13 protein-coding genes are annotated in these 13,407 nt (G+C 49.8%); 6 read left to right on the top strand and 7 right to left on the bottom strand.

What is annotated here, in order from left to right; all coding sequences use genetic code 11:
- The first annotated feature begins 154 nt into the window (after window positions 1-154).
- Complete coding sequence (locus tag EL628_RS27460) at window positions 155-394, top strand: hypothetical protein (protein ID WP_126583171.1); 240 nt, start codon at window positions 155-157, stop codon at window positions 392-394.
- Between the two features lie 202 nt (window positions 395-596).
- Here the strand turns inward: EL628_RS27460 and EL628_RS27455 are convergent, their stop codons facing one another.
- From EL628_RS27455 to EL628_RS27445, 3 genes are read right to left on the bottom strand one after another with little or no spacing between them, the layout of a single operon-like run.
- The gene (locus EL628_RS27455; RefSeq protein WP_126583170.1) at window positions 597-1,391 is read right to left on the bottom strand and encodes a GNAT family N-acetyltransferase; all 795 of its coding nucleotides are present in this window, start codon (window positions 1,389-1,391) and stop codon (window positions 597-599) included.
- A 17-nt stretch (window positions 1,392-1,408) separates the two neighbouring features.
- The gene (locus tag EL628_RS27450; protein ID WP_126583169.1) at window positions 1,409-2,167 is read right to left on the bottom strand and encodes a sensory rhodopsin transducer; all 759 of its coding nucleotides are present in this window, start codon (window positions 2,165-2,167) and stop codon (window positions 1,409-1,411) included.
- Window positions 2,160-2,987, bottom strand: a complete 828-nt coding sequence (locus EL628_RS27445) for a sensory rhodopsin transducer (RefSeq protein ID WP_126583168.1) — start codon at window positions 2,985-2,987, stop codon at window positions 2,160-2,162. The genes EL628_RS27450 and EL628_RS27445 overlap by 8 nt, the downstream gene beginning before the upstream one ends.
- Window positions 2,988-3,106: 119 nt before the next feature.
- On the opposite strand from EL628_RS27445, the gene EL628_RS27440 reads away from it, so the two are divergent.
- Window positions 3,107-3,955: an AraC family transcriptional regulator gene (locus tag EL628_RS27440; RefSeq protein ID WP_161975817.1), complete on the top strand. Its 849-nt coding sequence runs from the start codon at window positions 3,107-3,109 to the stop codon at window positions 3,953-3,955.
- 65 nt (window positions 3,956-4,020) lie between these two features.
- Here the strand turns inward: EL628_RS27440 and EL628_RS27435 are convergent, their stop codons facing one another.
- Window positions 4,021-4,962 (bottom strand): GNAT family N-acetyltransferase, encoded by a 942-nt coding sequence (locus tag EL628_RS27435; RefSeq protein WP_126583166.1) that lies wholly within the window; start codon window positions 4,960-4,962, stop codon window positions 4,021-4,023.
- 315 nt (window positions 4,963-5,277) lie between these two features.
- On the opposite strand from EL628_RS27435, the gene EL628_RS27430 reads away from it, so the two are divergent.
- Genes EL628_RS27430 through EL628_RS27415 form a run of 4 tightly spaced genes read left to right on the top strand, consistent with a single transcriptional unit; the run spans window position 5,278 to window position 8,759 of the window.
- Window positions 5,278-6,009, top strand: coding sequence for an SDR family NAD(P)-dependent oxidoreductase (locus tag EL628_RS27430; protein WP_126583165.1), 732 nt, complete (start codon window positions 5,278-5,280; stop codon window positions 6,007-6,009).
- Window positions 6,010-6,023: 14 nt separating this feature from the next.
- Complete coding sequence (locus tag EL628_RS27425; protein ID WP_161975816.1) at window positions 6,024-7,121, top strand: succinylglutamate desuccinylase/aspartoacylase family protein; 1,098 nt, start codon at window positions 6,024-6,026, stop codon at window positions 7,119-7,121.
- Between the two features lie 35 nt (window positions 7,122-7,156).
- Window positions 7,157-8,005 carry a creatininase family protein gene (locus EL628_RS27420; protein WP_161975815.1) on the top strand — a complete coding sequence of 283 codons (849 nt, stop codon included), beginning with the start codon at window positions 7,157-7,159 and terminating at the stop codon, window positions 8,003-8,005.
- A 13-nt stretch (window positions 8,006-8,018) separates the two neighbouring features.
- Complete coding sequence (locus EL628_RS27415; RefSeq protein ID WP_126583162.1) at window positions 8,019-8,759, top strand: MBL fold metallo-hydrolase; 741 nt, start codon at window positions 8,019-8,021, stop codon at window positions 8,757-8,759.
- Window positions 8,760-8,768: 9 nt separating this feature from the next.
- On the opposite strand, the gene EL628_RS27410 is transcribed toward EL628_RS27415, so the two are convergent.
- From EL628_RS27410 to EL628_RS27400, 3 genes are all read right to left on the bottom strand, one after another.
- Window positions 8,769-9,938 (bottom strand): mandelate racemase/muconate lactonizing enzyme family protein, encoded by a 1,170-nt coding sequence (locus tag EL628_RS27410; protein WP_126583161.1) that lies wholly within the window; start codon window positions 9,936-9,938, stop codon window positions 8,769-8,771.
- 366 nt (window positions 9,939-10,304) lie between these two features.
- Window positions 10,305-10,700, bottom strand: coding sequence for a (R)-mandelonitrile lyase (locus EL628_RS27405; protein WP_126583160.1), 396 nt, complete (start codon window positions 10,698-10,700; stop codon window positions 10,305-10,307).
- 352 nt (window positions 10,701-11,052) lie between these two features.
- Complete coding sequence (locus tag EL628_RS27400) at window positions 11,053-13,107, bottom strand: amidohydrolase family protein (RefSeq protein WP_161975814.1); 2,055 nt, start codon at window positions 13,105-13,107, stop codon at window positions 11,053-11,055.
- Window positions 13,108-13,407 lie beyond the last annotated feature (300 nt).

Genomic DNA, 13,407 nt, shown 5'->3' with positions numbered 1-13,407 from the left:
TTCTGGATTGACGTTTTTTGGCGAGGCATGTCTGCTATTCTCATAATGAGGATTGAGGAGCTCTGTGAGAAAACATCTGTCTTTATCCTCAACCTTTCTTGTGTACGATAGCATCATTTTTAGTTGACACTCTCACAACAAAGGAGGTCATTCAATGATGGGAGCCCAACAGCAACGCAGTGAAGTTGCTCGCTTGCTCACTCAGATTCGTCAGGAATATGAATCTGCCCAGCGTGGTCTTACAGACCTCACCTCTGGCTGTTCGCGCCATGCCTTTATTGCAAGCAAGATGAAGAATATGGGAAAACTGCACCATCAACTGCAAGCTATCGTTGGCGATTCAGCAATTGCTCTTGTGGCCGATCAACTTTATCACTGTTCACAGGACGAGTAAAGAAAGCTGTAGTGTAGATGAAGAAGTGTCGCAGTGTGTAAGCGGCAGCACTACCGTTTACACACTGCAATTGCTGTGATCCAGCCTCCTCGGCAGGAGGTCCAATATCGCCATCTGTTCTGTCGGCCAGCGATCTGTCCCAATATGCCATGCCCACTGTTTTGCCTGAGGGCATCGCATGGGTAAGGTACTGGTATCAATATTAAGGTAAGGTAACACCATCAAAGTATGTTTCACGATAATACTCGCGAAAGCCCAGGATAGTATAGACGTTTGCCCCCATCGGGGTAGCTTGTAGGACTGACCACTCGTATCCTTGTGTTTGCGCCAGTGTAAGGACGTGGGATAGGAGTGTTAAGGCGGCCTTTTGTCGTCGTGCTTCTGGTATTGTGGTAACCCAGTAGATGCCAGCCATGGCACCATCCAACAGGAGAGAGGTTGCGCAGATGGGTTTGCCTGCGCGAAATCCAACAAATTGCCGGAAGGTGAAGTCTGGCCCTGAGGCTAAAGCCGCATTTACGCATAAGCGTTGATACTCATGCGCCTGTGCCCCTCCAATGCCAAATCCATCACACACAACTTTTCCCCATACTTCTAGATCGGCTTGCGAAGTGGCCTCCTGGATCGAAAAATCTTCTGGCGGTTGCCTGTGTTCAGAAAAGTCGCTCATCCGTAAAGCCATGGCTGTAAACTCCCCCTTATCTGAACGGGGATAGCGGTCCAGCACAGTGGTGATGGTCGCTGGCGTACAGAAGGGATCGATAATCCAGGTTGTGGATGCCTGCTTTGTCTGGAATGTGCGCAGTACAGCTTCAACTTCGTCCTGTACCGATTCTTCCTGAAAATGCAGATCAAAGACATAATTGGAGAGCGAATAGCCAGTGTAAGACCATTTGACGTGCTCATGCCGAAAAACTTCTCCCTCAGTTCCGTAGCCAACGGTCTGATTGAAGAGCGATCGATTGACCGCCATGGCCTTTAAGAGTGTCCCACTCATCGGTTGTACCTTTTTCTTTATGTGTTCAGAACGACACCCAGTGTCGAGAGAATGGATCGGGTTGCAGGATGAGCACCCTGCTCTAAGCCCCGTCGAATCTGTTGGACTACAATTGGTACCTGGGCTTCGATTTTGAGCGCAAAAGGCACGCCTTTTGGTAGCTCATCCATCTCTTCCAATTTACAGAGAAGCACCCGCTCAGCAGGTAGATCTTTCTGGAACTGGATTTTTCGATCGGGAAGATAGATGGTTCCCAGAAGCGTTGTCGCTTCCAGGCCAGGGTTTAATACCTGTATCCATTCCTGAAACTTCAACGGGTGGGTCTCAGTGTCGGAAACAAGTCCATCTGCAATTGACCAGCATGTTTCATGCGTTAAAGGCCCTTGATACGGGGTCACACCAAACATCGCGCCTGGCAAGGTGTCGGTCCAGGGCTCAAATTCGGCTCGGGTAATGTGAGGAAGGAGTGGCTGATTAGATTGGATACGGATGCCAAAAGGCGAATTGTAGCCTCCAGTGAGATGGCTATATTTCCGTTCAAAGATCGGGAACATGCTGGAACTTCTGGCTGGAACATGATAGGTGGTATCAACAGGTTCTTTCTCACTGAAATAGAAACGGAGCTGAACCTCCTGGTCTTCAGCAGTAGGATTGCTAAGGAAGAAGAGCTCCCAACCCTCCGACGAGGTAAACCAGGCATCATCTTGATCGGCTGGTAGATTGCCAACCGCGTAAATATAGCCACCAGGGTAGTACCATTCTGTGAGATTATGCATCCTGTCCCCCTGAAAATGTGCTGTCTGAGCCCCCACATGGTGTGCCGATCACCGTCCAGACTCCGTGAATGGCTGTATCAAACTGTTTGTAGGCCCTGCGCGTTTTCTGGGCAACAACCGGGATGCTTGATCTCAGCCAGGTGGAAAAATCCGCACTTTTATCATGAATGCCATTGCTTGCAATGCTTCCTTTGAATTGGGTTTCTGGCAGTTCCCATAACCGCACTGCAATCATTCGTTCTGCTGGAATCTTCAGGTGAGTCTCTCGTTCAAATGTGACCTTTTCACCTGTCGCATGCGAGCCAAAGAACTTCAAGCGAATATCCGCAGCCTCCTGATTGGGATTGCTGATGCTGAGCGTCTCATATTCAAACCAGCTACGTTGATCGTTACTGCCCATCCAGGTATCAGCAAAATACCAGGCTGTCTCCCTCGTACCCAGCGGTCCACTATAGAGAGCTACCGTCTCCATATCGTTGGGGATTTGCGCAAATGGGCTGAAATCACTGGTTGTATGTTGTGTCACCAGGGGAAGATCTGCCTCAACCTTCAGCGCATAGTGGGTATTGTGAAGAAGCATCAGCGGCTCGTGGAGATGGATCTGCCGAAGTTGTTCTGGTTCGAGGAAAAAGGGGTCTTTTTGTACGGGTTCCAGATCGATAAAATAGAAGGTCAACAACACCCTGGCTTTCTTCTCGATATGTGGATTGAAGAGACTGAGCGTGGCTGCACTATTTAGAAGCCTGCCTTCTAAGCGTTTCCCCTGACAAAAATCGAACAGTATCCCCTCGGAACAATAGTAACTATACGTTCTTTCCATCCGCTTGCCTCTCTCTTGACTTTGAATACCAATAAGTATACAGTGAGCATTGTTTTTTTCACTCTATCTATCTTGTTTCCTTCTATTGATATGTTGCTCTTTCTACGAAGGATATGTGTGTGAAAGATTACGTGACGTTTTTTCCTCTGATCAGCAAACATGCACAGGAGCATCTACTCACCTGCTCTATTGCAGGCTTTGCGAAAACGCTGCCTGACGAGCAACTTTTCCGCAGTCATGTTCCCGGCTATGAAATTTTCTATGTCACTGCCGGGCAAGGGAAACTCTTCGTAGAAAATGCCTCCTATCCCTTTAAGAAGGGCGACCTGATTCTCTTGAATCTTCAGGCCAATCACGGCTACCGTGCTGACAGGTGTGACCCCTATGAATTTTTCTACCTGAATTTCCAATGCCGTGATCTGGCTCATCTACCGGGTGGCTGGCTTCATCTGCACAATCCTCTGATCCTGCAAATGGAGCATGAGGATGTCGAGCCTCTTTTTACAAAGATCCTTGAGCATGTTGAACGACAGCAATCCTGCTGGGAAGCGCAGGTCTCCGCACTGATTTATTTTTTGTTGATGCAATTCTATGGTTTTCTCTTTGCGCATGTTGAACATGAGATGGTGCAGCCAACCTGGGTTGCGCAGGTCAAACTCTGGATTGAACAGCACCTGGAACAGCGATTGACGGTCGAGACGCTCGCAACAATCGCGGCTATCAGTACCTATCACTTTATTCGCGAATTTAAAAAATACGTTCATGTCACCCCACTTGAGTATGTCATCTCGCGCAGAGTTACCAGGGCAAAATATCTGCTCATGAAATCGGACCAGAGCATAGAACATATTGGGAGGATCGTAGGTTTTCCCAGTCACGCCTCGATGATTCACCATTTTAAGCGGTTGGAGGGAAAAACTCCGTCTGCTTTTCGAGCCTCGATTCAGGGGCTTGAGCGGGGAAGCTAAGCTTGCCCTGCTCTGGTTACGACTGCAAGGGCTCATCCTGTTTGCTCAGAGACTGCACCATCGTTTTATGCTCGGTAGCTATATCCCAGCAATAACTCTTTTTCTGCAAATCCCCATGTATAGTAGGTATGGAGCGCGGCGGTATTGTCCTGCGTCGTCGCCACTATGGCCTCCCTTGCTCCTGATGCATACATCCTGCTTAAGGCTGCGCCCACCAGCGCTTTCCCAATTCCTCGTCGTTGGAAGCGTTCGTCCACCGACAGACTGGCGATCGATCCTACCAGGCATCCTCTTTTGCTCTGGAGATCAGGAAGGAGAACCCAGATCAACTGTCCCACCTGTTCACCATCGATAAGGGCATGAATATGCTGAGGCTGGAGCCCATCCCATGACTCTTTTTGCCATGGAGATCCAAAGTGCAGGGGTTCATCTTTCAGTTCAAGATCTGGATTCATAGCTGAAACGGTCTCATCCAGGGGTCTGCCCAGAAAGATAGAGTGCTGCTGTAATTGAAACCCCTTCTGCACGAATCTGACAATGACATGGGGGAGACTGGCCGAAAGCACAGGTTCGGTTCCCATATAGATACCTTTGTAAAAAGGATAGCCAGCAAAACTGGACCATCCCAGGATCTCACGGGCTCCTTGAGCCTGTAAATAGCTCATTCCCTGTTCCAGAAGCGCCGTTCCCAGACCAGGATCTTCTGGTGGAAAAAGCAGCAGCCGAATATTTCCTCGCGTCTTATCCAGCTCATGATCGTTGCTCTGAGGGGGAGCAAATGTACCATGGAAGAGGCCCAGTGCACGATCTCCACGATATCCAATCAGCAGACCCTGGGGATCAAAAAAGAACTTATGAACGACGCGCTCCTCAAAGAGGGCCTCCGTCAATTCAGCTACATAGGGAAAAGAGGCTGTAAGATCCCGAAAAATGCGTACAACTGCCTCTTTTTGCGATGAAGTATATGCCTCGATACGCAGCGGAAGAGAGATCTGTGAAGGAGCCATGCTTTCTCTTTCTTTCTGGTGATTGCCTGGAGTAACAACGGACGTCTGATAGAGATAACTATACCGTTAAATCCGGCCATTTTGTATGCGTATATTGCTCAATCCTATGGAAATGTTGCTGTCAAATGACCCTTCATAGACGCCCGGAGCAACGAATTTTACCATAGATGTCTATAAAGGTTGTTATAAGTATCTATCGCTGGTACTATAAATAGTAGACCATTCCGGTAAGATTCTTTTTTTCTATGCGAATTTTGTGGCGTCATCCTTGTACACCCTGAAAGGAAGCTTTATGCAAAAAGAGGGCCAACGTTGATGGATAGGGCAATTGTAACAGGGGGAACAGGCCAGATCGGGAGGGTGATCGTTGAGAAACTGCTCAGAGAGGGGATCAGTGTCGTCATTGTCGATATTGATGCAGAGGGCGATAGCTTTGCCCACAACTGCTGTGCGCACTATGGAGAGCAGGCAGCCGTCTTTCGGCAGGTTGATATTGGGGACCCGGAACAGGTACGGATGCTGGTCGAGCAGTCTGAAGGGCTTAAGTATCTCGTCAATAATGCTGTCTACTCCCTCTATGAGCCCTTCTTAGAGATTAGCGCGGAGAGCTGGGAAAAAGTGTTACGGGTCGGATTGAGTGGCTACTTTTATTGTTCTCAGGCCTTTGCTCGTCAGCTTGTACAAAGACAGCAGGGAGGGGGAATTGTGAATGTGGCCTCTATTAATAGCTTTGCCGTTGAACGCAATGTGGCGCATTATGCCACTGCGAAGGGTGGGGTGCTTCAGTTAACAAAGGCTATGGCTATCGATCTGGCCACTTACGATATTCGGGTGAATGCCGTCGCTCCTGGTTTGATCGAGACGGCAAAGAACAGAGAGATCTATCAAACGGAGCCCTTTCGTGAGCAGATTAAGCATATCCCTCTGCAAAGGCCCGGGCGAATGGAAGAGATTGCCAATATCGTCCATTTTTTGCTCACTGCTGACCATTATTTGAATGGGCAGACCTTGCTGGCTGATGGTGGACTTTTGTCAAGCATTCACTAATGCCGGAGGTGATCATGGAACGCATCACTCTTGAGCAATTTGTACCTGAGCGGTTGCCTCTCCAACAGAAAGGCTGGAAGCAGCTTCTCCTCTGGGAGGATGAAACGGGCACGCTGGCTGTCCCTGGCTACTATGTCAAAGGACGGGAGCCCGGACCTATAGTGATTGCGGTGGCAGGCGTGCATGGCGATGAGTTTGAGGGGATGGCCGCACTTCGTCAGTTAGCGGCTGAACTGGAGCCAGAGATGATTAATGGGACCTTTATTGGTATTCCGGTCATTAATCCTCTCGCCTATGAAGGTCAGACGCGCGAGACGCCTGCAAGCTGGGATGGCTTAAATCTGGCCCGGCAGTTCCCGGGACGGGCAGATGGCTCGGTCACAGAGCGAATGGCTTTCACCTGGTCCAACTGGGTCTCTCGCATCCTTGGAAGAGAGGATGTCTTTATTGATTTTCACAGCGCTGGAACCCGCTACGAATATCGTTCAATCGTGGCTTTTCATGAGACGCATGATCAGATCGAGCAGGATTCGCAGTTCCTGGCGCAGGCCTTTGGCTGGGAACGCGTCTGGCGGATTCCAGATCGCCCGGATACTCGCATCACCTTCAACGGCTATATCGCTCGCTGTGGCATTCCGACCATTGCAACTGAGGTCCGAGGACGAGGCGGCTGTCTGCCCGAAGATGTTGTTCATCTCAAAAGCGGGCTCCGTCAGGTCCTTCTCTCGAAAAAAATGTTCACCCTGATGCATCCCTTTCAAGAGTGTACTGTTGCCTCTCCACCTGCAATGGATGATGCCCTCAGCGCTCGCCAGTCATCGCCGCTCACCATTCAGGAGGAGCCAGCGCACACATTGCAGGAAGCCGATGATAGCTCTCAGGCCATATGGAGTACAGAGTGGCTGCTGATCGAAACAATGGGCTTTTTTCAGCCATATGTGGAACTGGGAGAGAACGTAGAGGTAGGGCAGAAGATGGGAGAGATCTGTTCGTTAACCGGTGTCGTACTCGAAGAAGTCTACGCACCTCGATCGGGCAATATCTGGGGCATTCGACGCTTCAGCACCGTTTGGCCTGGAGACTATCTCTTTTTGTTCGCATTTCAATTGTAACTCCGTCAAAGTTATTTCAAGGAAGGAAGATAGGGATGATTACCAGACCAATTCTCTTTCAAAAGCTCACCGATCAAGAGATTAACGAGATTATCAAGACTGATCCTGTTGTCATTATTCCAGCCGCAACCTTAGAGGATCATGGTCCACACCTGCCCGTTGATACAGATGTTGTGATTGCTGAGGCAATCTGTCAGGCGCTCGCACAAAAAATCCCTGATGAGGTAGTGCTCATGCCCTGTATCAATATTGGCTATTCTCCACATCATATCGATGGACCAGGAACGGTCACTATTCAGTGGGATACCTTTATTAATTATTGTAAAGATATTACGCGCTCGCTCATTCATCATGGCTTCAAAAGACTTATCTTTGTGAATGCTCATGGAAGCAATCATCCAGTCTTAGATATGGCGGCTCGTCTGACCAATGTTGAGAATCCCGAAGCGCGCTGTGCCCTGGTCTCCTGGTGGAGCTTAAAGCAGGTGCAGCAAGTGGTCCGTGATTTTCGCGAATCTGAGATCAGCGGTCATGGCTGTGAATTAGAGACCTCGCTCTATCTGGCCATTCAGCCAGAAGCAGTCGATATGTCAAAAGCAGTCAAAGATTACACCCATCCTCGCTCACCGCACTTTTGGGCCGACCTTGTAAGCCAATCGCCTGATCCCACCTATGGCAATCCTGTCCCGCTTACCGAATACTGGAGTACTGTCTCTGAGACAAGCGTCTGGGGCGATGCGACAAAGGCTACCCGTGAGAAAGGCGAGCTGATCTTGCAGACCGCCTCCGATGAATTGATCGAGATTGTGCGTGAGCTCAAAGCCCGACCCATTCGTCCACGTGTACGTCGGCAGGGATTTGTCCATACCGATCCGCGCTATTAATGGAGGTAGAGAGATGCAGCTATTCCCAGGCTGGTCGCTGGTTGCAGGAGGGGGTATGACCGATGAGTACGACTGCAACTGCTATCTGTGGGAGTTCGCACCGGACGAATTTGCCCTGTTTGACGCGGGAGCAGGACGAAATGTTGCTGCGCTCATGCAACGTGTAGAGGAGGCGGGTGGTACTGCTCAACAGATTCGCTACCTCTTCCTGACGCACCATCATGCCGATCATGTCGGTGGAGCAGCCGAGCTCAGAGAGCGAACAGGGGCACAGGTTGTGGCATCTCATCATACTGGTGAGATCGTCAGGCAAGCAGATGAAGAGAGAATGGGCCTCAGGGCAGCGCGTGAGGCTGGTGGCTACCCGGCTACGTATCGTGTCCAGCCCTGCCCTATCGACATCATCGTCGAAGATGGAGCGTTTTTTGAACTGGGAGGGCAGCAGCTCCAGATCCTGGCGACACCAGGCCATTGTGCAGGGGCGCTCAGCTTTCTGGTACACTGGCAGGGACAGAGAGGTCTGATCGCCGGGGATGTCATCTTTCCTGGCGGAAGGATCTCTCTGCTCAATCTCCCTGATTGCTCACTGAGCGACTATAGCACCACAATAGCCAGGCTTGCAGAACTGAAGATCGACTTCTTATTGCCAGGACATCTGGAGGCGCAACTCCATGATGCCAGTGCGTCGATCCTCTTTGCGCAGAGCCAGTTTCAGCGTTTACTGATTCCAGCCTGTTACTATCATCCTGCATAGCTCTGAGGTTTAGTTCACGCGGTATCGCTGTAGGGCCTCGCGGTTCAGTTCGATCCCCAGACCAGGCTTGCGGGGGAGGACAATCTGCCCATCCTGTAGTTCAAGCTCGTCAAGGACGACCTCGCGGCGTAGGCCAGAGGTTGACATGCGGGCTGGTAAAAATTCAATATAGGGACAATGGGGGGTGACCATCGCCATATGGGCAGCCGCAGCGATCGTGATGCCAGTCTTCCAGGCATGGGGAACAATCAACCGTCCGCGCTGTTGAGCCAGCTTGCAGACGCGCATGGCTTCGGTCAGTCCACCCACGCGCCCCATATCTGGTTGAGCTACCTGGACTCGTCCCTGATCCATCAGCTCAATAAATTCAAAGCGTGTTGCCAGCCATTCGCCAGCCGAAATTGGGATTGGTTGTTCCTGTGCGAGCCGGGCATAGCCTGCCAGATCATCCGAAGGTAGAGGAGTTTCAAGAAAGAAGATATCGAGATCGCGCCAATCTCGGATGATCTGAAGACAGGTATCGGCATCAGGAAAGGCGTATTGAACATCGACCATTAGCGTGAAGTCTGCCCCCACTGCCCGACGCACATCTGAGATCACGTCAGTCACTTTTTCAAAGGGAGCAGAGAGGCCATTGTGCTGGTAGGGACCCGAAAAAGTAGCCTCTAGTTTAGCAGCACGAAAGCCGATCTTTTTCGCTTCTTGCGCCCAGGCCACAATGGTCTCATGGTACTCCTGAAAGCTAGCAACTTCAGGTTGGAGCGAGGCATAGGGCGTAATTGCGGTTCGGGCTGGTTCCCCCAGCAGCTCATAGCAGGGTTTATTGAGGGCTTTTCCGCGGAGATCATGTAATGCAATATCAAGTGCCCCCATCGCATTAATCAGAGCACCCCGGCGACCATTCATCGCTGAGCCAACATAGAGTTTCTCCCAGAGCCCTTCTACGTCCAGTGGATCTTGCCCCAGTAGCATCTCAGTCAGACCCTGCCCCATCGTATGGGTGCCAGGAGCTTCAATACAGGCTCGTGCGATCCAGGGATTGACATCGCTCTCCCCAATGCCGGTCAGCCCTTCATCGGTATGAATCTCAACAATAATATCATCCTGTGAAGAACTGGTCGCCCCTACCTGGAGATCTGGAACAACCAGGACATGGCACTCAATACTGGTGATCTTCATAATCTTTGTACTATCCTTCTTTCATAACTCCTGACTTCTATGGCATCATTATATCATCTAGCCACGAAGAGTATGATCGTATGTGATAAATAGAAAAGATCAGAAGCCTGGAAATTTCGCGCTATACTTGATCGAAGCGTGAGCATCGTCAATTGAATTGACTACACGTGTCCTATCGATTATACCCGTTCTCATCTTTCTTTTCATTGTGTGCGCTGGTCTCCTCAAGCCTCTCAGGAGCGGAGAGCGATTAATCGCCTTTCTGTTTTGTCCGGTAAACGTGGGTTATCCATGGTATGGTACTGTATCGCCAAAGCATGGATGGCCCACGTGTATCAGCGGCAACAATCTTCCTCGGTGAAGCGATTAATCCTGGTATTGTTCGTCGCTGACCTTTTCCAACCAATCGACGGTCTTACCATCCAGCTGTTCCTGGAGCGCGATGTGTGTCATGGCTGTAGTAGGAGCAGCTCCATGCCAATGTTTCTCCCCAGGTGCGAACCAGATCACGTCTCCTGGCCGAATCTCCTCGATTGGACCTCCCCAACATTGGGCCCGGCCATAACCAGCCGTTACAATGAGCGTCTGGCCCAGTGGGTGAGTATGCCATGCTGTGCGAGCGCCTGGCTCAAAGGTAACACTGGCACCACGTATGCGAGCTGGGTCTGGTGCCTCCACTAGAGGGTCTATACGCACTGTTCCCGTGAAATACTCATCTGGCCCCTTGCCAGAAGGTTGTGAGCCAATTCGTTTAATGTTCATGTATGATCTTCCTCTCTGTTCCATGATCTTATGGGATGTAAGTAGTACTGTTTCGCGCACGATCGCGCCTCAAACTACTGTTTATACTCTGAAGACTGTAATATCAGCAGAAGGTTCTCTACCTGCTGACAGATCAATACCGTAAGATAGACCTTCTTCAAGCAAGGTCCAGCTTCTTGGTAGAGAGAGATGTGGTATATGTTCTGTCTGGTTGTATTATAGACGCTCTGTTGTTGCAGGTAATAGAACGATGGTCGAGACCAATGGTCGAGAATGTTTGCCAGAGCTGCTCAGGTGGATCTGTGTCCTGCTGAGACAAGTAGAGTGCTCTGGCAAACGGTGGTCGTATATATTAGATTGACGGAGTTGGAACAGCGATAAAGGTTCTTTGATGAATTCTTCCCGTTTGTTCCATCCTCAAGAATGTTCCATTATGGGTGACATGAGTGATCAACCGTACTGGAATATCTGGCCGATCAATATCTATCTGCCAGCGCGTTGTTGTATCTTGTGTCGTTCTCGTCTCCTGGCTCCCTTGTAATAAAACAATATGAATGCCCGTCTCATCAATGCTTAGTGCCTGCCGTTCGGTCTGATCAATCGTATGTTTTGTGAGCCATGGGAAGACTGTGAAGGACAGCGTATCTGCAGGAAGCAATGGAGGACTGTGAAGGGTAATAGTTGTGTTATGCCCATCAATCGCCTTAGTATGGATCAGATATGCTTCTGTATCGAGCCAGGTAATCTCCGTCTGCTCTGTCCCAAGCCATGACGTATTTGTGGAAGTCAGATGGCGAATAGTTCCATTTTTAGCCAGTCGAAGGGTAGTTTTTCGTTGCTGTGGGCCACCTTGTGAGAAGAGCTCTCCATATTCAAATACATGATGCTCTTCAAGCAACCAATCTCCATCAGGCAATTGGCTCTGTCGATACACAAGATACCCTGTCTCATTGTTCATATATTCTTCACGCCATGTGCCCTGTGCTTCCAGACTGCCTGTATCTGTGATGTTTGCAAGCCTCACTTCTGGAAGTGATTGGGGTGGACTGGCTGGCGTAACCTGTGCCAGGTGTGCGAGCATGGCATCCAGATCTTTGTGAGCCAGATAAAAGCCATTGACGCAGACAGCTTCTACCTGTCTAGCAGCTTGAATATTCTCCAGGGGATTCTCTCTCAGCAGTATCATGTTGGCGCGTTTCCCCACAGTGATCGTTCCCCACTCATCTCCCTGCCCCAAAAAACGTGCTGCCTCCGTTGTGCCACAGCGTAAAGCTTCAAATGGAGATAGACCAGCAGCCACAAACAGCTCCAATTCTTGATGGACAGAAATTCCCTGGATGACATAGCGAACCGATGTATCTGTTCCGATGAGAAGTGGAGCACCTTCCTGGTGTAAAAGAGAGACAAGATGCACAAACGTTTCATTCCGTCGATGGAGGGCCGTAATCCATGGATCAAACGTAGAAGAAGCCTGGTAGCGACTGGGATCGAGTGCCTTCCAACTCGTCAATGCCTGTTGCGGCACATATCGCAAGCACGATTGCACTCCTGCATCCGCGCAGCACGTCTCTTCAGAATCTAACATATAGTGATAGGTGATAAGCGTGGGGCAGTTCCAGATCTGGTTTTGAGCGAAAGTGGAACCCAGACGTCGAATTGCATCCTCATCAATCTGTTCATTCACCATTCGCAAGACAGTGATATCCAGATTGGATTGACCTGGTTTCTGACCATACCCAGCTTTGAGATGACCACGCCAGATGCCAGTAAGATGCTCAAAGCAGCTCTGCCCCGCATCGCTTGCCTCTTCAAAAGTCATTGCATTGGGACAATGTCCTACCATGCGCATACCAACCTCTTGCGCTGTGTGACCAATTGCCCGGACCACATCGGGCTGAAGCTGATTGTAAATCTTTATCTGTTGATAGCCGCGCTCTGCATACATATATACTGCCCGTACGGCCTCATCTGTATTCGTTATGCTCCGCCATGCCGAATGAATGGGAGGCCCACCCTCGATGAGGGGGCTCGTGGTAAAAAGGAGCGGACCCGGCAGCTCTTTCCTTTGAAGTCGTTGTTGTAATGCCAGATGGTAGGGGCCTCCTGCCATATTGCGTACGACCGTGACACCCTGCGACAGAAAAAGAGCCGCCTCGGCAGGATACCAGTAATGGACATGCATATCATTGAGTCCGGGCATCAAATATTTCCCGGTTCCATCAATAGTTATAGAAGAGGGTTCAATAGCGATTGTATTTGAAGGCCCTATAGCAATAATGCGATCATCCTCAATCACGACCGTTTGATCAGGAAGAACCCGCTCACTATCCATCGGTATGACGGATACATGGGTAATGGCCAGAGGCGTTGTCAGGTGAGGGGGAAATGGATAGTTTGCTACATCCATGAATAAGAGTCTCCTCTTTTTTACAGTCCTACTGAATTTCACCACTGTTATCAGGTTGAAATATACTATCTTATAATATATAATTATAGCCATTATATGCGGTAAATTGCCATTAATTTTAAACTTGCGTTGCGTATTTTGATCTATCCATTTGATGCGCAAGAGCAGTTTGAAAATGGAATTTAACGCCTCATTTTTTGTATCATAGGAGAAATGGGTTGGATAGCCCCATCAGCTTACTATATGTGGTGTCCAGTGCAAGGAAAAAGGTCAGGAGGTTTTGCTATGATCTGAGGCATC

This window comes from Tengunoibacter tsumagoiensis (genome assembly GCF_003967535.1).
Classification (GTDB): Bacteria; Chloroflexota; Ktedonobacteria; order Ktedonobacterales; family Ktedonobacteraceae; genus Tengunoibacter; species Tengunoibacter tsumagoiensis.
The sequence above is the reverse complement of the archived record's forward strand: the minus strand, read 5'-3'. Positions and strand labels throughout refer to the sequence as shown.

What these genes read in the sequence shown, in the direction of transcription:
- EL628_RS27460 (WP_126583171.1), top strand. Translation starts at nt 155, where the DNA reads ATGATGGGAGCCCAACAGCAACGCAGTGAAGTTGCTCGCTTGCTCACT.
- EL628_RS27455 (WP_126583170.1), bottom strand. Translation starts at nt 1,391, where the DNA reads ATGAGTGGGACACTCTTAAAGGCCATGGCGGTCAATCGATCGCTCTTC.
- EL628_RS27450 (WP_126583169.1), bottom strand. Translation starts at nt 2,167, where the DNA reads ATGCATAATCTCACAGAATGGTACTACCCTGGTGGCTATATTTACGCG.
- EL628_RS27445 (WP_126583168.1), bottom strand. Translation starts at nt 2,987, where the DNA reads ATGGAAAGAACGTATAGTTACTATTGTTCCGAGGGGATACTGTTCGAT.
- EL628_RS27435 (WP_126583166.1), bottom strand. Translation starts at nt 4,962, where the DNA reads ATGGCTCCTTCACAGATCTCTCTTCCGCTGCGTATCGAGGCATATACT.
- EL628_RS27430 (WP_126583165.1), top strand. Translation starts at nt 5,278, where the DNA reads ATGGATAGGGCAATTGTAACAGGGGGAACAGGCCAGATCGGGAGGGTG.
- EL628_RS27425 (WP_161975816.1), top strand. Translation starts at nt 6,024, where the DNA reads ATGGAACGCATCACTCTTGAGCAATTTGTACCTGAGCGGTTGCCTCTC.
- EL628_RS27420 (WP_161975815.1), top strand. Translation starts at nt 7,157, where the DNA reads ATGATTACCAGACCAATTCTCTTTCAAAAGCTCACCGATCAAGAGATT.
- EL628_RS27415 (WP_126583162.1), top strand. Translation starts at nt 8,019, where the DNA reads ATGCAGCTATTCCCAGGCTGGTCGCTGGTTGCAGGAGGGGGTATGACC.
- EL628_RS27410 (WP_126583161.1), bottom strand. Translation starts at nt 9,938, where the DNA reads ATGAAGATCACCAGTATTGAGTGCCATGTCCTGGTTGTTCCAGATCTC.
- EL628_RS27405 (WP_126583160.1), bottom strand. Translation starts at nt 10,700, where the DNA reads ATGAACATTAAACGAATTGGCTCACAACCTTCTGGCAAGGGGCCAGAT.
- EL628_RS27400 (WP_161975814.1), bottom strand. Translation starts at nt 13,107, where the DNA reads ATGGATGTAGCAAACTATCCATTTCCCCCTCACCTGACAACGCCTCTG.